General features: G+C 71.4%; 15 protein-coding genes and 1 pseudogene. 9 read left to right on the top strand and 7 right to left on the bottom strand.

Annotated elements, in window-relative coordinates; all coding sequences use genetic code 11:
- Positions 1-2 precede the first annotated feature (2 nt).
- From ASG96_RS04115 to ASG96_RS04105, 3 genes are read right to left on the bottom strand one after another with little or no spacing between them, the layout of a single operon-like run.
- On the bottom strand, positions 3-1,091 hold the full coding sequence (locus ASG96_RS04115) for a mannose-1-phosphate guanylyltransferase (protein ID WP_056761065.1): 1,089 nt from the start codon (positions 1,089-1,091) through the stop codon (positions 3-5).
- 50 nt (positions 1,092-1,141) lie between these two features.
- The gene (locus ASG96_RS04110; RefSeq protein WP_057586837.1) at positions 1,142-2,770 is read right to left on the bottom strand and encodes an ABC transporter permease; all 1,629 of its coding nucleotides are present in this window, start codon (positions 2,768-2,770) and stop codon (positions 1,142-1,144) included.
- A complete protein-coding gene (locus ASG96_RS04105; protein ID WP_056761071.1) occupies positions 2,767-3,672 on the bottom strand; it encodes an ABC transporter ATP-binding protein in 906 nt (301 codons plus the stop codon). The genes ASG96_RS04110 and ASG96_RS04105 overlap by 4 nt, the downstream gene beginning before the upstream one ends.
- Before the next feature lie 83 nt (positions 3,673-3,755).
- On the opposite strand from ASG96_RS04105, the gene ASG96_RS04100 reads away from it, so the two are divergent.
- Together ASG96_RS04100 and ASG96_RS04095 are read left to right on the top strand one after the other, a co-directional pair.
- The gene (locus tag ASG96_RS04100) at positions 3,756-4,271 is read left to right on the top strand and encodes a GbsR/MarR family transcriptional regulator (protein ID WP_235506859.1); all 516 of its coding nucleotides are present in this window, start codon (positions 3,756-3,758) and stop codon (positions 4,269-4,271) included.
- A gap of 162 nt (positions 4,272-4,433) precedes the next feature.
- The gene (locus tag ASG96_RS04095) at positions 4,434-6,026 is read left to right on the top strand and encodes a methylmalonyl-CoA mutase (RefSeq protein WP_057586835.1); all 1,593 of its coding nucleotides are present in this window, start codon (positions 4,434-4,436) and stop codon (positions 6,024-6,026) included.
- 73 nt (positions 6,027-6,099) lie between these two features.
- Here ASG96_RS04095 and ASG96_RS04090 read toward each other — a convergent pair whose 3' ends face one another.
- The 4 genes and pseudogenes from ASG96_RS04090 to ASG96_RS04075 all read right to left on the bottom strand — a co-directional run bounded on the left by ASG96_RS04090 (position 6,100) and on the right by ASG96_RS04075 (position 9,742).
- On the bottom strand, positions 6,100-6,987 hold the full coding sequence (locus ASG96_RS04090; protein WP_162262013.1) for a DUF559 domain-containing protein: 888 nt from the start codon (positions 6,985-6,987) through the stop codon (positions 6,100-6,102).
- Between the two features lie 155 nt (positions 6,988-7,142).
- The gene (locus ASG96_RS04085) at positions 7,143-8,024 is read right to left on the bottom strand and encodes a carbohydrate kinase family protein (RefSeq protein ID WP_057586830.1); all 882 of its coding nucleotides are present in this window, start codon (positions 8,022-8,024) and stop codon (positions 7,143-7,145) included.
- Positions 8,021-9,015: pseudogene (locus tag ASG96_RS04080) on the bottom strand (pseudouridine-5'-phosphate glycosidase). The gene ASG96_RS04085 and the pseudogene ASG96_RS04080 overlap by 4 nt, the downstream one beginning before the upstream one ends.
- A gap of 10 nt (positions 9,016-9,025) precedes the next feature.
- Entirely contained in the window at positions 9,026-9,742 is a 717-nt protein-coding gene (locus ASG96_RS04075; protein ID WP_057586828.1) for a (2Fe-2S)-binding protein, read from the bottom strand.
- Positions 9,743-9,824: 82 nt separating this feature from the next.
- Here ASG96_RS04075 and ASG96_RS04070 point away from each other — a divergent pair, with 82 nt between their 5' ends.
- From ASG96_RS04070 to ASG96_RS04040, 7 genes are all read left to right on the top strand, one after another.
- Positions 9,825-11,084, top strand: a complete 1,260-nt coding sequence (locus ASG96_RS04070; protein ID WP_057586826.1) for an amidohydrolase — start codon at positions 9,825-9,827, stop codon at positions 11,082-11,084.
- 112 nt (positions 11,085-11,196) lie between these two features.
- Positions 11,197-12,264 carry a BMP family protein gene (locus ASG96_RS04065; RefSeq protein WP_056761086.1) on the top strand — a complete coding sequence of 356 codons (1,068 nt, stop codon included), beginning with the start codon at positions 11,197-11,199 and terminating at the stop codon, positions 12,262-12,264.
- 303 nt (positions 12,265-12,567) lie between these two features.
- The gene (locus tag ASG96_RS04060) at positions 12,568-14,037 is read left to right on the top strand and encodes an ABC transporter ATP-binding protein (RefSeq protein ID WP_056761089.1); all 1,470 of its coding nucleotides are present in this window, start codon (positions 12,568-12,570) and stop codon (positions 14,035-14,037) included.
- A complete protein-coding gene (locus ASG96_RS04055; protein ID WP_056761092.1) occupies positions 14,034-15,152 on the top strand; it encodes an ABC transporter permease in 1,119 nt (372 codons plus the stop codon). The genes ASG96_RS04060 and ASG96_RS04055 overlap by 4 nt, the downstream gene beginning before the upstream one ends.
- Entirely contained in the window at positions 15,149-16,417 is a 1,269-nt protein-coding gene (locus ASG96_RS04050) for an ABC transporter permease (protein ID WP_057586824.1), read from the top strand. Before ASG96_RS04055 ends, ASG96_RS04050 begins: the two co-directional genes overlap by 4 nt.
- Positions 16,417-16,851, top strand: a complete 435-nt coding sequence (locus tag ASG96_RS04045; protein WP_082588952.1) for a cytidine deaminase — start codon at positions 16,417-16,419, stop codon at positions 16,849-16,851. The genes ASG96_RS04050 and ASG96_RS04045 overlap by 1 nt, the downstream gene beginning before the upstream one ends.
- A 56-nt stretch (positions 16,852-16,907) precedes the next feature.
- Positions 16,908-18,197: a thymidine phosphorylase gene (locus ASG96_RS04040; protein ID WP_057586822.1), complete on the top strand. Its 1,290-nt coding sequence runs from the start codon at positions 16,908-16,910 to the stop codon at positions 18,195-18,197.
- Positions 18,198-18,621: the final 424 nt, after the last annotated feature.

The raw sequence follows: 18,621 nt of genomic DNA, 5'->3' as shown, positions 1-18,621 counted from the left end.
GCTCAGACGAGGTCGGTGCGACCCCGGGCGGTCAGGGTCTCGACGACCTTCTTGACCTCCTGGGCGCGGTCGGGTCGGGTGATGAGCAGGGCGTCCTGGGTGTCGATGACGACGAGGTCGTCGACCCCGATGAGCGCGACGAGACGCCCGCCCGCGGCCACGGTGGCCGTCGAGTCGATGCTGATGATGTCGTCCACCGGGCCGATCGCGGTGATGCCGGGGAGCTCGGTCGACTCGGCGACGAGCTTGGTGAGCGAGTTGAAGTCGCCTACGTCGTCCCAGCCGAGGGCCGCGGGCACGACCGCGACGCGGCCTGCGGCTGCCGCGGGCTCGGCGACCGCGTGGTCGATGGCGATCTTGCGCAGGGACGGCCAGAGGTCGCGCATCCGGCGGGGGTCCCCGGCGATGGTGCGCAGGTGGTCGACCATCTCGACGTGGTTCTCGGCCAGCAGCTCGAGCAGGGTGGTCGCGCCGACGACGAACATGCCTGCGTTCCAGCGGTACTCCCCGCTCTCGAGGTAGCGCGTCGCGGTCTCGAGGTCGGGCTTCTCGACGAACTCGTCGACCCGGTGGGCGCTCGGCGCGCCCTCGACGTCGAGTGGCGCACCGAGCCGGATGTAGCCGAAGCCGGTGGCCGGCTCGGTCGGCTCGATGCCGATCGTCACGAGCTCTCCGCGCCGGGCGAGGACGACGGCCTCGGCGACGGCGCGCTGGAAGTTGTCCGGCTCGGTGATGACGTGGTCCGCCGCGAAGGAGCCGAGCACGGCCTCGGGGTCGCGTCGCTCGAGGACGGCAGCGGCGAGCCCGATGGCCGGCATGGAGTCGCGCGGCGAGGGCTCCCCGATGACGGCGTCGTAGCCGAGCATGGGCAGCTGGCGGCGCACCGCCTCCTCGTGGGCGACCCCGGTGACCACGAGGATCCGGTCGTCGACGAGGGGCTCGAGGCGGTCCCACGTCGCCCGCAGCAGCGACTGTCCCGACCCCGTCAGGTCGTGCAGGAACTTCGGCGAGCTGCGCCGGGAGATGGGCCACAGCCGGGTGCCCGAGCCGCCGGCGGGGATCACGGCCCAGAAGCCGGGGATGCCTGTCATGGGGGACACCGTACCGACCCGTCCGGCGATGCCCGAACCCGTTGGTGAGGTCAGCCGATGTCGCGACGCCGCAGCGCCGCGACGCCCACTGCGCCCAGTGCGGCGGCGACGACCGTGAGCGCGACGAGGGGCGCCCACTCGAACGTGCCGCCCGGCAGCGCCGGCAGGTGCGTGAACGGTGAGAGGTCGACGAGCCACTGCGGCAGGTCGAGCAGGTCGCCGAACTCGCCGAGCAGGAGGAAGACGATGAGCGCGGCCCAGGCCAGGCCGGTGAAGCGGGGCAGTGCGCCGTAGAGCAGGAGCGCACAGGCCATCACGACCCACACCGCCGGCAGGGTCGAGAGCGCGGCTCCGGTGAGGCGTGCGACCGTCCCGCCGATGTCGCCCGCGTCAGCTCCGTGCACGAGTCCGGCCACGGTGGTGCTGACGACCATGACGACGGCCGACGCGACGACCGCGAGCGCGACGTGCCCGAGCGCCCAGCTGACGCGCCGGACCGGGGTGGCGAGGAGGGCCTCGAGGCGGTTCGTCGTCTCTTCGGTGTGCATCCGCGTGACGAGGGCGATCGCGAGGGCCGAGGCGCCGACGGCCGCGAAGTGCAGCTCCGTGGCGAAGTAGATGTCGGTGATGGAGCCGGCGTCGCCGCCCATGGACCGCAGCATGTCGGCGACCTCGGGCGAGTCGACGAACGTCTCGATGCTGCCGGCGATCGACCCGAGGACGAGGCCGAGGATGACGTACGCGATGACCCAGCCGAGGAGCGTGCCGCGGGCGAGCCGACGAGTAAGGGCACCCGCGGTGCCGATGGTGCTGCGTTCGTGGCCGGCGCGGCTCGGCAGCACGCCGGACCCGAGGTCGCGGCGCTCGAGGAGCAGGTACGCGGCTGCCACGAGGACGACGTAGAGCAGGAGGCCGAGCACGACCACCCAGAAGCGGTTCGCTCCGTAGGGCGACACCTTGACGCCCCAGCCGAGCGGCGACAGCCAGGACAGGAACCGCGCCGGGCTGTCGTCGGCGGCGGTGTCGCCCACGGCGCGCACGAGGAACGCGACGGCCAGGGCACCGAGCGACCACGCCGCCGTCCCGCGGGTGCTCGACGTCAGCTGGGCGGCGACGGCCGTGACGCCCACCCACGACAGGCCCATGACGAGCCAGGAGACGCCGAGGGCGACCGAGCCGGCGGGGTCGAGGCCGACGGCGACCGACCAGACGACGGTGAGGACGACGGTGAGCAGCACGGCGGACGTGCCGAGCAGCACGGCCGCCGTCAGCGCGGCCCGGCGACCGACGACGCCGGCACCGAGCAGCTCGAGACGTCCGGCTTCCTCCTCGGTCCTCGTGTGGCGCCGCACGACGACGTAGGCGAGCAGCGCGAGGAAGACGCCCCCGAGGAGCACCGACTTGAGCGTCGCGATGGAGTCGATGCCGAGGCTCGAGATCGGCCCGTACATCGCGACGAGCGCCGGGTTGGCGAGCGTCGACGCCATCGACGCCAGCGCCGACTTCAGGTCGGGGAAGAGGGCGAAGGTCGCCTGGGCCGACAGCGCGACGAAGGCGGCGAGCCCGAACGCGCTGACCGGCACGAGCACCCGGTCGCGGCGGGCCGCGAGGCGCAGCAGCGAGGTCGTCCCGGTCAGGCCGATGCTGACCGGGCGGGCGGGAGCGACCAGCGTGGTCATGATGTCGCCGTCGTGGTCGTGCGGTACTGGTCCATGAACAGCTCCTCGAGCGTCGGCGGCGCGCTCGTGAGGGCCGTGATGCCGTGGGCGCCCAGCACCTCGAGGAGTCGTCCGAGGTCGTCGCCGCCGACGGTGCACGTCACGCGGTCCCCGGTCACGACGACATCGGCCACTCCCGGGATCCCCGAGAGGGTCGAAGGGTCGACGGGGTGGGCGAGCGTGGCCCGGACCGTCGTCCGGCCCAGGTGGCGCAGGTCGGTCAGCGTGCCCGACTCGACGTTGACGCCGGCACGGATGATGCTGACGCGGTCGCACACCTGCTCCACCTCGGAGAGGATGTGGCTCGAGAGGAGCACCGTGCCACCGGCCTCCCGGAACTCGTGGACGACGTCCCGGAACACCGCCTCCATGAGCGGGTCGAGGCCCGAGGTCGGCTCGTCGAGGAGCAGCAGCTCGACGTCGGACGAGAGGGCCGCGACGAGGGCGACCTTCTGACGGTTGCCCTTGGAGTAGGAGCGGCCCTTCTTGGTGGGGTCGAGGTCGAAACGCTCGATCATTGAGGCGCGGCGCTTCTCGTCGACGCCCCCGCGCAGCCGGGAGAGGATGTCGATGACCTCGCCACCGGTGAGGTTGGGCCAGAGGGCGACGTCGCCGGGGACGTAGGCTAGGCGGCGGTGCAGCGACTCCACCTCGTTCCAGGGGTCGCCCCCGAGCAGCGTGGCGCTGCCGCCGTCCGCGCGGAGCAGGCCGAGCAGGATGCGGATCGTCGTCGACTTGCCGGCGCCGTTGGGGCCGAGGAAGCCGTGGATCTCACCGGTGGCCACGTCGAGGTCGAGCCCGTCGAGGGCGACCGTGTGACCGAAGGTCTTGCGCAGGTCGTGGACCTGGATGGCGGAGGTCATGAATCGACAATACACAACTTTCACTGTTTACTGAATGCTATGAGAGCTGGGTTAGGGTCGACGCAGGCGACGGAGGAGGAGTGGTGACGGTGGTGCGACAGCGGGCCGCTCGGGACGAGCGGGCGGTCTCCGCCTACGTCGAGCGCCTCGGCGACACCCTCACCGACGCCGGTATGCCGCGTCTGGCCTCCCGCGTCTTCGCCCAGCTGCTCGCCGACGACGACGGCCGGATGACCGCGGCGGAGCTGACCGAGTCGCTCGACGTGAGCCCGGCCGCCGTGTCCGGGGCCGTGCGCTACCTGACCCAGACCTACATGATCGGCAAGGAGCGCGAGCGCGGGTCGCGTCGCGACGTCTACGTCGTGCAGGCCGACGCGTGGCACGGAGCCATGCTCTCCCGCGACCGGATGCTGTCCCAGATCGAGACGAGCCTGCGCGCGGGTGTGCCCGCCGTCGGTGGCCTCGACACCGAGGCCGGCCGGCGCCTGCAGCTGTCGGTCGCGTTCCTCGAGTTCCTCGCCGACCGGCTCGGCGAGCTCGAGGGGGAGTGGGCCGCCCACAAGGCCGAGATCACCCGCAGCTGGCCCGTCGACGCCTGACCCCTCAACCGTCGAGAGGCCACAATCTGCCGCCTGGCCCCGTCGAGAGGCCACAGGCTGTCGCGACCCGGGCTCACGGCATACGCCCTCGGTGACGTGAGATCGGCAACGTTCGCCCGCCGGTCGGCAGTGGGGGACCGTCACGCCGATACGCTCGGCAGCATGGCTGACAGCACTGGTGCGCGCTCCGAGTCCGACCTGCCCATCGAGCCCGTCTACGACGCGTCGGCCCTCGTCGGCTTCGACGCCGACAGCAAGCTCGGCGCGCCCGGCCGCTACCCGTTCACGCGCGGTGTCTACCCGTCGATGTACACCGGCCGTCCGTGGACGATGCGCCAGTACGCCGGCTTCGGCACCGCCAAGGAGAGCAACCAGCGCTACCACCAGCTCGTCAAGGCCGGCACCGGCGGACTCTCCGTCGCCTTCGACCTCCCGACGCAGATGGGCTACGACTCCGACGAGGCCATCGCGCACGGCGAGGTCGGCAAGGTCGGCGTGGCCATCGACAGCCTCGACGACATGCGCACGCTCTTCGACGGCCTGCCGCTCGACAAGATCTCGACGTCGATGACGATCAACGCCCCCGGCTCGACGTTGCTCCTGCTCTACCAGCTCGTCGCGGAGGAGCAGGGCGTCGCCGGTGACCAGCTGACCGGCACGATCCAGAACGACGTGCTCAAGGAGTACATCGCCCGCGGCACCTACATCTACCCGCCGCGCGAGTCCCTGCGCCTCATCGCCGACATCTTCGCCTACTGCCACAAGGAGATGCCGCGCTGGAACACGATCTCCATCTCCGGCTACCACATGGCCGAGGCCGGGGCGACGCCCGTGCAGGAGATCGCCTTCACCATCGCCAACGCCGTCGAGTACGTCCGCGCCGCCCAGGCCGCGGGCCTGCACGTCGACGACTTCGCGCCCCGCCTCTCGTTCTTCTTCGTCGCGCGCACGACCCTCATCGAGGAGGTGGCGAAGTTCCGAGCCGCCCGCCGCATCTGGGCGCGGATCATGAAGGAGGAGTTCGGCGCCCAGAACCCGAAGTCGATGATGCTGCGCTTCCACACGCAGACCGCCGGTGTGCAGCTCACCGCGCAGCAGCCCGAGGTCAACCTGGTCCGCGTGGCGCTCCAGGGTCTCGGCGCGGTGCTCGGCGGCACGCAGTCCCTGCACACCAACTCCTTCGACGAGGCCATCGCCCTGCCGACCGAGAAGGCCGCGCGCCTCGCGCTGCGCACGCAGCAGGTCATCGCCTACGAGACCGATGTGACGAAGACCGTTGACCCGTTTGCGGGTTCGTACGTCGTCGAGTCGATCACCGACGAGATCGAGACGGCCGCCCTGGCCCTCATCCAGGCCGTCGAGGACAAGGGCGGCGCCGTCGCGGCCATCGAGCAGGGCTTCCAGAAGGGCGAGATCGAGCGCTCGGCCTACCGCGTGCAGCTCGAGATCGACAACGGCGGGCGCACCGTCGTCGGCGTCAACCGCTTCGTCCTCGACCAGGAGGACCACTACGAGCCGCTCCGTGTCGACCCGACGATCGAGGCCGACCAGCGGGCGCGCCTCGAGGCCCTGCGCGCCGACCGCGACGACGACGCCGTGAAGTCGGCCCTGAGCCGCCTCCAGGACGCGGCTCTCGGCACCGACAACCTGCTCTACCCCATGAAGGAGGCGCTCGCCGCGCGCGCCACCGGGGGCGAGGTCGCGCACGCGCTGCGTGAGGTGTGGGGCGTCTACCAGCCCCGAGAGACCTTCTGACGAGAGGCTGTATGCCGTGTGCCCGGCTCGACGGACCGCCACGAGTTCCGGCGCGGCTGAGTGCCGAGCACGACTACGACGCGGTCGGCAGGTTCGTGGCGGTCGGCCGGCGCACGGCGACCGTCTCTCGCAGGGATGCCACGACGTAGTCGGGCTCGAACATCACCTCGTCCCAGGTGAACCGAAGCACCACCCACCCGCGCGCCCCCAGCCCCGTGTAACGCCTGCAGTCGCGCTTCAGGGCTGCCCGGGTGCCGTGGTTGTCGAACCCCTCAGCCTCGATGACGATGCCCAACGACTGGTCGGCAAGGTCCACCTGGGCGAAGAAGCCGCGGCCCTTGACCACGTGCTGGGTCACGACACTGAGTCCGTCTACCCGCAGGCACAGGGCGCGCAGCACCGACTCGAACGGGTTGGCAGCCCCGCGGTCCACGTGCTGGAGCACTCGGCCGACCTTGCGCCTCGACCGAGGAGGCAACCGCAGCGCCAGATCCCGGACGACTAGAGGCGACAGGCCGGCGCGCCATGAGGAGTCGGCCACGGCAAGGGCCTCGTCGAACGACAGGTCCAGGCAGCAGTCGATGACTGTGCGCGCCGGACTGGTGACCCAGCTGTCCACGACCTCGTCGGCCTGCAGATCTCTCCAGTGTCGATGCACGCCTTCGCGCGCCGGGTCCCTCAGCTTGCGGCCCCGTGGCAGAGTCACGTGTGGCATGTCCGGCTCGTGCTTGACCGCCCAGCCCCAATGCAGCGCTGCCGTGAGGTGTGACGCGGTCGCACTGAGGGATTCTGCGATGTTGCGCGCCGCAGTCAGGCTCGATAGGCCGTAGCGACCTCGGCCCAGTCGCACGACACTCTCATCAGCTACTGCGCGACGCAGTTGGCGACGGCGCACGGCGGGGCGTAGCTCGGCCCACCGTGCACTGCCGCCGAGCTGGGCCAGCACTGTCCCGACATCCATGGCTTCAGGCTGCCCGGGCGACACGACCGGTGGCTGACGCCATCCACAGGTCCGACGGACCGCCAAGACGCCGTCCATGGCACTGGACTCACGCACGCGACACCCGGCACAAGCCAGTTCGTGGCGGTCCGTCGGGACCGAAGGGCGTATGCCGTCTAGCTCGGTCGCGCTCCGACGCGGGCCGCCGCGGCGCTGCCGGCGCTGACCCCGGCGCGCAGGGCGCTCGACCGGTCCTCGCCGCCCAGCCACGCGGAGAGGAGCCCCGCGTTGAAGGCGTCGCCGCACCCGGTGGCGTCGACGTTCTCGACGACCGGCGCCTCGGCCGACTCGTCGACTCCGGCGGCGCCGACCCATCGGGCTCCGGCGGCGCCGTACGTCGCGACGACCTCGTTCGTGTGGTCGAGGATCGACGCCAGCCCACCCAGGGCGGCGACCTCGTTCTCGTTGGGCAGCAGCAGGTCCACGCCCGAGACCCACGACAGGAAGGTCTCGACGCCCTCGCGCTCGATGAGTGCCGGTGACTGCGGGTCGACCGACGTCGTCCACCCGAGCGAGCGCGCCTGGCGGAGCGACTCGAGGCCGGCGGCGCGCGACCCGGCGTCGAAGAGCACGTAGCCCGAGAGGTGCAGGTGCGGCCGAGGGTCGGCGGGCAGACCGAGCGCGGCCAGGTCGACGTCGGCCACCGAGAAGGCCTTGTTGGCGCCGCGGTCGGGGAACATCGTCCGGTCGCCGTGCGCGTCGAGCAGGATGACGACCATGCACGTCGGCAGCGTCGGGTCGACGGCGAACGCGCAGGTCACGCCGGCGGACTCGAGCTCGCTCCGACACGTCGCGCCTGCGGCGTCGGCGCCGACGCGGGCCACGAGGGTCACCTCGGCGCCGAGGCCGGCCAGCCACGACGCGGAGTTGCCCCCGGCACCGCCGGGCACGAGGGCGACGGCGGAGGGCGTGTCGGAGTGCCACCGGATGTCACCGGAGGGGCGGGTGATGACGTCGAGCCCGACGTCACCGACGACGACGACCGGCCGGGTCCTCATGCGCCCGAGGCCGGGGCGCCGGCACCGCGGGCACCGCCGGCACCGCCCGTGGCCCCCGCCGACTGCGTGGCGACCTCGGCCGCCACCTCACCGGCGAGCCGCGCGTTGGACAGGACGAGCTCGACGTTGGCGCGCAGCGACTCGCCGCCGGAGTGGTCGTGGAAGTACTCGAGGAGCCGCGGCGTGACGTCCTTGCCGTGCACGCCCTCACGTTCGAGCAGCGCCAGTCCTTCCTCGACGAGCCGGTCGTGCAGCCCTCGCTCGACCTGGCGGTCGGCGGGCAGCGGGTTGGCGAGGACGACCCCGGCGGTGTCGGTGCCGAGACGGCTGCGCGCGACGACGACCCGGGCCGCCTCGGCCGCCGACTCGACGCGCCACGGCACGGGCTGTCCGGAGTCGGACAGGTAGAAGCCGGGGAACGCGTCGGTCCGGTAGCCGAGCACCGGCACCGACAGGGTCTCGAGGGTCTCGAGCGTCCCGGCCACGTCGAGGATCGACTTGACGCCGGCGCACACGACGAGCACCGGTGTGGACGCGATGACCCCGAGGTCGGCGGAGACGTCGAAGGTCTCTGACGCACCGCGGTGCACGCCACCGAGGCCCCCCGTCGCGAACACCCGGATACCCGCGAGGTGCGCCAGCGCCGAGGTCGACGCCACCGTCGTCGCGCCCGAAAGACCCAGTGCCGCAGCGACACCCACTCCCTGACCGAGAGCTTGGCGATGTCGGGGTCGGTGCACACGCGTTCGACCTCGGCGTCACCGAGGCCGATGTGGACGACACCGTCGAGCACGGCGATGGTCGCGGGCACGGACCCTCCGGCGCGCACCGCTCCCTCGATCTGCCCGCCGATCTCGATGTTGTCGGGGTGGGGGAGGCCGTGGGCGAGGATCGTGCTCTCGAGGGCGACGACACCGACCCCGGCATCGAGGGCCTCGCGCACCTCCTCGTGGACGACGAGCAGGTCGGACTCCGGCAGGTGCTGCGGCATGGCCGACACCCTAGTTCTGCCGGCCCGGGACGCCGACGTACCCCCGACCGCTGCGGGGGCACGCCGCGCACTCGCGCATCCCCGGGATCGCGTAGATGAAGCAGCACGACACCCGGGTCGGCTCCGCCCCGACGCTCTCGCCCGCCGCACCGCGTGCGAGCCGCACGGCCGTGCCCCACATGTCCTCGACGACGCCCCACCGCTGCCGCGAGCCCATCCGCACGTCGGGGGCGTATGCCGTCACGACCTCCGAGACGAGCGCGAGGTATGCGGCGTGGCCGCGTCCCAGACGTCGCGCCGGGTCGTCGTCCACCTCGAGCGACGTCCGCTCCGGGGCGACGACGACCCGGAACGGGTTGAGCGCCGGCGCGAGCTCGAGACCGAGCCCGGCGGGCGACGGGACGAGCAGCCAGGGACCGAGCGCGGCGGCATACGCGATCGGGGTGGCCGCCACCTCGCACCACCACTGGAGCACGAACGCGGCGGGCACGTGCGGCCGCACGGTGGCGGCGTTGCGTCTTTCCATCTGCGTGTGCAGCGCCGAGCGCCATGGTGCGAGGGGGTCCGCGCCGGCCCGCACGTGGGCCACGACGTCGGCGTTCCAGACGGTCGCGGGGGAGGGACGGCACGTCACGGTCGTGAAGGGCAGCGCCCGGTCGACGAGCCCGACGACGTGACGGACGGCCTCCGGTCCCAGGGGCGTCCCGGTGGGTGCCTCCGACTCCACGCGTGACCTCTCCATCCATCGTCCGACCGGCCGCGGCGACCCACCCTGCGGGGGTCGCCCCCCATCCTCTCGCTAGACTCTCGTGCTCGTGACCGACCGCTCCGCTTCGCTGCCCTTCGAGGCCATCGCCCGAACCGTCGAGCAGCACGCCGCGGAGCTGGTCGCGATCCGCCGCGACCTGCACACGCACCCGGAGCTCGGACGTGGCGAGGTGCGCACCACGGCCCTCGTCGCCGAGTGTCTCGAGCGGGCCGGCATCGGCGTCCGCCGGCTGCGCGGCACGGGGCTCGTCGCCGACCTCGGCGCCCCGAACCCCTCCCACCGGATCGCGCTGCGGGCCGACATCGACGCCCTCCCGATCCGTGAGCAGACCGGGCTCGACTTCGCGTCGCGGACCGACGGCGTGAGCCACTCGTGCGGTCACGACGTCCACACCACGGCGCTCATCGGTGCGGCTCTCGCGCTCAAGGCGGTCGAGGAGCGGCTCGTCGCCGCGGGGGTCGGCGCCCGGCTGGTCTTCCAGCCGGCCGAGGAGCTGATGCCGGGCGGGGCCGAGGACGTCGTCGCCCAGGACGGCCTCGTCGGGGTCGACCGGATCTTCGCCCTGCACTGCGACCCCAACCTCGACGTCGGCCAGGTGGGCCTGCGCGTCGGCGCCATCACGGCCGCCGCGGACCAGGTCGAGGTCACGCTGTCCGGACGGGGCGGCCACACGTCGCGCCCGCACCTCACCCAGGACCTGACGTACGCGCTCGCGAAGGTCGTCACCGACGTGCCGGCGGTGCTCTCGCGACGGCTCGACCCCCGCGCAGGCGCCGCCCTGGTGTGGGGCTCGATCCACTCCGGTGGCGCGCACAACGTCATCCCGTCGTCCGGCAAGGTCGGCGGCACGCTCCGCATGCTCGACGCCGGCATCTGGGAGGGCGTCGAGCGCCTGCTCGAGGCCGTCGTCCACGAGGTCGTCAAGCCGTATGCCGTCCAGGCCGACGTGCTGATCACCAAGGGGGTGCCCCCGGTCGTCAACGACGCGGGTTGCATCGACGCGCTCACGGCGGCGGTGACCGGAACCGGCTCGTTCGTCGCCCCGACGCCGCAGTCCCTCGGGGGCGAGGACTTCGCGTGGTACCTCACGCACGTGCCCGGCGCCATGGCCCGGCTCGGGATCCGCTCGCCGGGTGGCCCGACCTACGACCTGCACCGCGGCGACCTCGTCGTCGACGAGGGCGCGATCGACGTCGGGGCCCGGACGCTGGCCGGTGTCGTGTTCGCCGCGGCGGCCCGGCTGGCCGGCACACCGGCCCTCGGAGGCGTCTCTCCTCTGAGCGCGGTCGCGGATCGGTAACACTTCCTGCGACTTGCCCCGAGCCGTTCAGATCTTGTCGTGCCGGGGTCTACAGTTCCGTGCTATCTGGGCCGATGTCGTCGTCGGCCCCGCGGAATCTAAGGAGCACCTCTTGCGTCACGCAACCAAGGTCGCGGCCGTTGTCGTCGCCGCCGCGCTGGGCCTCGCGGCCTGCGGCAGCAGCAGCGACAACACGCCCGCGGGCAGCAACACCTCCGCCGGCACCGGCACGCAGGCCACCGGCAAGAAGATCGTCGTCGGCATCGCCTACGGCGTCGGCGGTCGTGGTGACCAGTCCTTCAACGCCTCGGCGGCCGTGGGCCTCGACAAGGCGAAGGCCGACCTCGGTGTCGAGTTCAAGGAGGCCACGCAGGTCAACGGTGAGAGCGAGGCTGCCACCGAGGAGCGTCTGCAGCAGTTCATCGACGCGGGTGCGACGCATGTCATCGGTGTCGGCTTCGCCTACGCCAAGGCCATCGGCACGGTCGCCAAGGCCAACCCCGACGTCAAGTTCGCCATCATCGACGACGCGTCCCCCGACTCCGCCGGCCCCAACGTCGCCCAGCTGACCTTCGCCGAGGAGCAGGGCTCCTTCCTCGTCGGCGCGGCCGCCGCCCTCAAGTCCAAGACCAACACGGTCGGCTTCGTCGGTGGTGTCGGTGTCGACCTCATCAAGAAGTTCGAGGCGGGCTACGTCGCCGGCGCGAAGGCGGCCAAGCCGTCGATCGTCGTCAAGAGCCAGTACCTCTCGCAGCCGCCGGACTTCTCGGGCTTCAACGACCCGGCCAAGGGCAAGACGGCTGCCGAGGGCCTCTACCAGGGCGGCGCCGACGTGGTCTACCACGCTGCGGGCGGCTCGGGCAGCGGTGTCTTCACGGCTGCCAAGGCTGCCGGCAAGCTCGCCATCGGTGTCGACTCCGACCAGGCGCTGACGGCCACGCCGGACGTGCGTGACGTCATCCTCACCTCGATGATCAAGAAGGTCGACGTCGCGGTGTACGAGTTCCTCAAGGCGGCCTCCGCGGGCACCGACATCACGGGCAACAAGGTCTTCGACCTCAAGGCCAACGGTGTCGACTACGCGACCACCGGTGGCAAGGTCGACGACATCAAGAGCCAGCTCGACGGCTACAAGGCGAAGATCATCTCCGGCGAGATCACGGTCCCGACCAAGCCGTAGTCGGCCACACCCAGCACCACCTTCTGCACCACACCCTGATGGGGAGACACGGCCCGTGCGGCGCGGTAGCGTCGTCGCGGGCCGTGTCCGTCCCCACGCACCGCCGGTCGGTCCGACCGGACCCGGGGTCGGTCCGTGACGGCCGGCCCGGTGCCCTGACCACTTGCTGCCCGGAGCCCGAACTCCGGGCCCGGACGAGGAGTTGTCGCCATCACTGCATCCGCACCCGAGCGACCGGCCGCCCCCGCTGGGGCCGACTACGCAGTCGAGCTGGAAGGCATCACCAAGCGCTTCCCGGGAGTCGTGGCCAACAAGGACATCGGCTTCAAGGTCCGCAAGGGCACGGTCCACGCGATCGTCGGTGAGAACGGCGCCGGCAAGTCGACGCTGATGAAGATCCTCTACGGCGTCCAGCGCCCCGACGAGGGCACCATCTCGATCGACGGCCACGAGGTGCACCTGCACTCTCCCTCCGACGCCATCGCCGAGGGCATCGGCATGGTGTTCCAGCACTTCCAGCTCGCCGACAACTTCACGGTCCTCGAGAACGTCGTGCTCGGTGCGGAGAAGCTGCACGGCATCGGTGAGGGCGCGCGCGCCGAGATCCGTCGCATCTCCGACGACTACGGTCTCGACATCGAGCCCGACGCGCTCGTCGCCGACCTCGGGGTCGGCGCGCGCCAGCGCATCGAGATCCTCAAGGTGCTCTACCGCGGCGCCAAGATCATCATCCTCGACGAGCCGACGGCCGTCCTCGTGCCGCAGGAGGTCGACGAGCTCTTCGACAACCTCCGCGAGCTCAAGTCGGAGGGCCTGACGGTCCTGTTCATCTCCCACAAGCTCGACGAGGTGCTCTCGGTCGCCGACTCGATCACGGTGATCCGGCGCGGCACGACCGTCGACACGGTCGACCCGTCGTCGGTCAACGCGCGCCAGCTAGCCGAGCTCATGGTCGGTGCGGAGCTGCCGACCCCGCAGACCGAGGAGTCCACGGTCACCGACCGAGTCGTCCTGCGCATCGAGGACATCGTGCTCTCCGGTGCCGGTGACAGCCGCAACGTGCTCGACGGCATCTCGCTGACGATCCACGCGGGCGAGGTCCTGGGTATCGCCGGCGTCGAGGGCAACGGCCAGGCCGAGCTCGTCGAGGTCATCATGGGGATGCGCGAGCCCACGTCGGGCCTCGTCTTCCTCGGCGACACGGACATCTCCGACTGGCGCACGCGCGAGATCCGCGAGGCGGGTGTCGCCTACATCCCCGAGGACCGGCAGCGGCACGCCCTGCTGCTCGAGGCCCCGCTCTGGGAGAACCGCATCCTCGGTCACCAGACGGAGGAGCCGAACGTCCGGGGCTTCATCATCAACGCCGCGGGCGCGAAGGCCGACACCGAGCGGATCGTCAAGGAGTACGACGTCCGCACGCCGTCGATCAACGTCAAGGCGGGTTCGCTCTCCGGCGGCAACCAGCAGAAGCTCATCGTCGGCCGCGAGATGAGCCACCAGCCGAAGGTGCTCGTCGCCGCGCACCCGACCCGTGGCGTCGACGTCGGCGCGCAGTCGAGCATCTGGGACATCATCCGCCAGGCCCGCCGCGACGGCCTCGCCGTGCTGCTCATCTCGGCCGACCTCGAGGAGCTGATCGGCCTCTCCGACACCATCGAGGTGATCCTTCGGGGTCGGCTCACCGGCACCTTCGACCCCGACACCGTCACTGCCGAGGACCTCGGTGCGGCCATGACCGGAGCTGCTGGCAGCGCGGAGGAGACCCGATGAGCACCTTCAGCCCCCGCAAGCTCCTCCTCGCCGTCGCTGCGCCCCTGCTCGCCCTCGTCGTCGCGTTCCTCGTGACCTCGGCGATCCTGCTGCTCCTCGGCGACCCCGTCGTGGAGGTCTGGCAGACGATCCTCAGCTGGCCCAAGCCGCGACAGCTCGTCCAGATCGTCAACGGTGCCACCGTCTACTACCTCTCGGCCGTCGCCGTCGCGGTCGGCTTCCGGATGAACCTGTTCAACATCGGCGTCGACGGGCAGTACCGCGTCGCCGTCTTCGCCGGGGCGGCGTTCGCCGGTCAGGCCTGGTTCCCCGGTCCGCTCAACGTCCTGCTGACGATCGTCGTCGCGATGGTCGCCGGCGGCTTCTGGGCGAGCATCGCCGCCTACCTCAAGATCCGGCGCGGCATCTCCGAGGTGATCAGCACGATCATGCTCAACGCCATCGCGACCGGCGTCGTCCAGTGGCTGCTGCTCAAGGTCGCGGTCAAGCAGCAGGGCAGCAACACGATCTCGACCAAGCCCATCCCCGAGTCGTCCCAGCTCTCGGGCCTCGGCCTCATCCCGGGCGCGACGAACAAGGTCTACACGCTCATCCTGCTCGCGGTCCTCGTCGGCGCGCTCTACTGGTTCGTCATCAACAAGACCCGCTTCGGCTTCGACCTGCGCGCGACCGGCCGCTCCGAGAGCGCGGCGATCGCCAGCGGCGTCAAGGTGCCCCGGATGATCGTCACGACGATGATCGCCTCGGGCGCGCTGGCCGGCCTCATCGGCATGCCGCTCCTCTTCGGCCAGGACCACAGCTACGGCACGACCTTCCAGGCCGGGCTCGGTTTCGCCGGCATCGGCATCGCGCTGCTCGGTCGCAACCACCCCCTCGGCATCGCGGCCGCGGCGCTGCTGTGGTCCTTCCTCGACGTGCAGAGCAACGCGCTGCAGATCCGGGCCGGGGTCGCCTCCGAGGTCGTCTTCATCATCCAGGGCGTCATCCTCTTCGCCGTCGTCATCGCCTACGAGCTGATCCGTCGCGCCGACGTGCGCCTCGAGCAGCAGCGGGTGGCGAGGGAGCTGGCCGCGACGAGATCCGATGCCCCCACCCCGGAAGGAGCGACGGCATGAGTGTCACCGGTCTGGACGCCGGCACCGCGAAGGTCACGGCCAACCCGCGTCGGCTCCGTCTGAGCCCGCTCCAGTGGGTCGGCGTCTTCCTCGGCGCCGTCCTGGTCCTCTCCGTCCTGCGCGTCGTCACCGGCGCCAACGACGTCGACTCGTCCGGGCTGCTCATCGCCGCCTTCGGCCTCGCGGTTCCCATCGCCCTCGCCGGTCTCGGCGGTCTCTGGTCCGAGCGAGCGGGCGTCGTCAACATCGGGCTCGAGGGCATGATGATCCTCGGCACCTGGGGTGCCGGCTTCCTCGGCTACCACCTCGGCCCCTGGTGGGGTCTCGTCGGTGCCGTCATCGGTGGTGCCGTCGGTGGGCTCATCCACGCGATCGCCACGGTGACGTTCGGCGTCGACCACATCGTCTCCGGTGTCGCGCTCAACATCGTGGCGCTCGGCTTCGCGAAGTACCTCTCGGTGCGCTTCTTCAGCACCCTCCCCGGAGGCGGCCCGACGCAGTCGCCCCCGCTCGAGGAGCTGCCGACGATCAGCATCCCGGGGCTGTCCGACGCCCTCGGTGACCTCGAGCAGCAGCACATCTTCTTCATCTCCGACCTCGCCGGCGTGCTCCGTGCCTTCTGCACCAACGTGTCGGTCGTGACGATCCTCGCCGTCCTGCTGTTCATCGCGACCGCCTACATCCTCTGGCGCTCGGCCTTCGGTCTGCGCCTGCGCTCCGTCGGTGAGTCCCCGGTCGCGGCCGAGTCGCTCGGCGTCAACGTGCTGCGCTACAAGTTCGTGGCCGTCCTCGTCTCGGGCGGCCTGGCAGGGCTCGGCGGTGGCTTCCTCGCCCTCGTGGCGGCCAACGTCTTCCGTGACGGACAGACGGGCGGTCGCGGCTACATCGGTCTGGCCGCCATGATCTTCGGCAACTGGCGCCCCGGCGGGCTGATGGCGGGCTCGGTCCTCTTCGGCTACACCGACGCGGCCCAGCTGCGCGGTGGCGGCACGACGGTGCACGCCTTCCTCCTGCTGCTCGCCGTCCTGCTCATCGGCATCGGCATCTGGCAGATCCTCCGCAAGGGCCGCACGGTCCAGGGCATCATCGGCATCGTGGTCGGCGCGGTCGTCGGCACCTGGTACGCCCTGACCGACATCGTGCCGCCGGAGCTGTCGAGCACGCTCCCGTACGTCACGACGCTGCTCGTGCTGGCCTTCGCCGCGCAACGCCTGCGCATGCCGGCTGCCGACGGGCAGATCTACCGCAAGGGTGAGGGGCACTAGTGGCCGACACGTCGAGCCCGTCCCCGGGAGCCGTCGACGCGGTCGACTGGGAGTCGCTGCGCCTGCGCGCGGTCGAGCTCATGGAGCGGGCGTACGCGCCGTACTCCAGGTTCCGGGTCGGGGTCGCCGGTCTCGTCGACGACGGCCGCGTCGTCTCCGGGTGCAACGTCGAGAACGCCGCCTACGGCGTGGCTCTCTGTGCCGAGTGCGGCATGGTGTCCGAGCTTCACGCCTCCGGTGGCGGGCGCCTGACGGCGGTCTTCTGCGTCGGCGGCGACGGGCAGGCCCTCATGCCGTGCGGGCGCTGCCGGCAGCTCCTCTGGGAGAACGGTGGGCCCGAGTGCCTGCTCATGACCCCGGAGGGCGTGCTGCCGATGTCGGCGGTCCTGCCGCAGGCGTTCGGGGCCGAGGACCTCCGTCACGCCGAGGGCTGAACCCGTCCCGACCCGGCCGGCCTCCGGCGTCGGCGGCGCTGGGACATGATGGTCCCGTGAGTGAAGCCTTCGATGCCGTAGACGTCATTTCCGCCAAGCGCGACCGGGCCGAGCTGTCCGACGCCCAGATCGACTGGGTCATCGACGCGTACACGAGGGGCGCCGTCGCCGAGGAGCAGATGTCGGCCCTCGCGATGGCGATCTACCTCAACGGGATGAACGCGCGCGAGATCGCCCGGTGGGCCGACGCGATGATCCGCTCGGGCGAGCGGCTCGACTTCTCGGGGCTGTCGCGCCCGACGAGCGACAAGCACTCGACGGGGGGAGTGGGCGACAAGATCACCCTGCCGTTGGCGCCGATCGTGGCCGCGTGCGGCGTCGCGGTCCCGCAGCTCTCGGGCCGCGGTCTCGGGCACACGGGCGGCACGCTCGACAAGCTCGAGTCGATCCCCGGGTGGCGGGCCGACGTGACGAACGAGCAGATGATGACCCAGCTCGAGGACGTCGGCGCCGTGATCTGCGCCGCCGGCTCCGGTCTCGCGCCCGCGGACAAGAAGCTGTATGCGTTGCGCGACGTCACCGGCACCGTCTCCTGCGTGCCGCTGATCGCCACGTCGATCATGAGCAAGAAGATCGCCGAGGGCACCGGGTCGCTCGTCCTCGACGTCAAGGTCGGGTCCGGCGCGTTCATGAAGGAGCTCGGGCAGGCCCGGGAGCTCGCCGAGACGATGGTCCGCCTCGGCACGGACGCCGGCGTGCGCACGGTGGCGCTGCTCACCAACATGGAGACGCCGCTCGGGCTGACGGCGGGCAACGCGCTCGAGGTGCGCGAGTCCGTCGAGGTGCTGGCGGGTGGGGGCCCCGGCGACGTCGTCGAGCTCACCCTGGCGCTGGCCCGCGAGATGGTGGCCGGCGCGGGCCGTTCCGACGTCGACCCGGCGGACGTGCTCGCCGACGGTCGGGCCATGGACGTCTGGCGACGGATGATCCGGGCGCAGGGGGGAGACCCCGATGCCGAGCTGCCGACGGCCAGGGAGACCCACCACGTGCTGGCCCCTGCCGACGGGGTGCTCGTGCAGCTGGATGCGCTCGCGGTCGGCGTGGCCGCGTGGCGCCTAGGCGCCGGGCGCGCGCGCAAGGAGGACCCGGTCCAGGCGGGCGCCGGCGTCGAGCTGCACCACAAGCCCGGGGCGACCGTGCGCGGGGGCGAGCCGCTCATGACGCTGCGCACCGACGAACCGGAGCGGTTCGAGCGCGCGCTCGAGGCTCTCGAGGGCGGCTTCACCATCGCGCCGGAGGGCTCGCGCCCGGACCTGCCGCCCATCGTCATCGACCGGGTGTCCTGACACCGACGTCGCACGGCCCGGATGCGACGCCGAAAGATGGCGTCTGCGCAGGTCAGAGGGCTGCGGGTGCACGTCCGCCGGACGGTCAGGGACCCGATTATGAGATCCCCGGGGGCCCATGTAATGTTCTCTTCGTCAGCCCGACAGGGAGGAACGGACGCCACCGCGGCGGTGAGAGATCACCCAGCGAAGTTGGCCGGTCCCGGGGCTGAGAAGCACGGTCCGAAGCACTCCGGTTGATCCGGTAAGGTTCGGACGGCCCCGCAGTCGGGTCTCGAGTGATCGGGACCGCGAGTCGGGAGTTCTGGACTCGCCCGAGCGATCGGGTACGGTCCGGAGCGGTCCGAAGCACTCTGGTTGATCCGGTAGGCTTTGGGGGTGGTGCCGCTGATTCCAAGCGGGTTGGGCCTGGTCGTCCTGAAGG

This window comes from Terrabacter sp. Soil810 (genome assembly GCF_001429645.1).
Taxonomy (GTDB): Bacteria; Actinomycetota; Actinomycetes; order Actinomycetales; family Dermatophilaceae; genus Terrabacter.
Note: the sequence above shows the minus strand (reverse complement) of the source record. Positions and strands in the feature narration are given on the sequence as shown.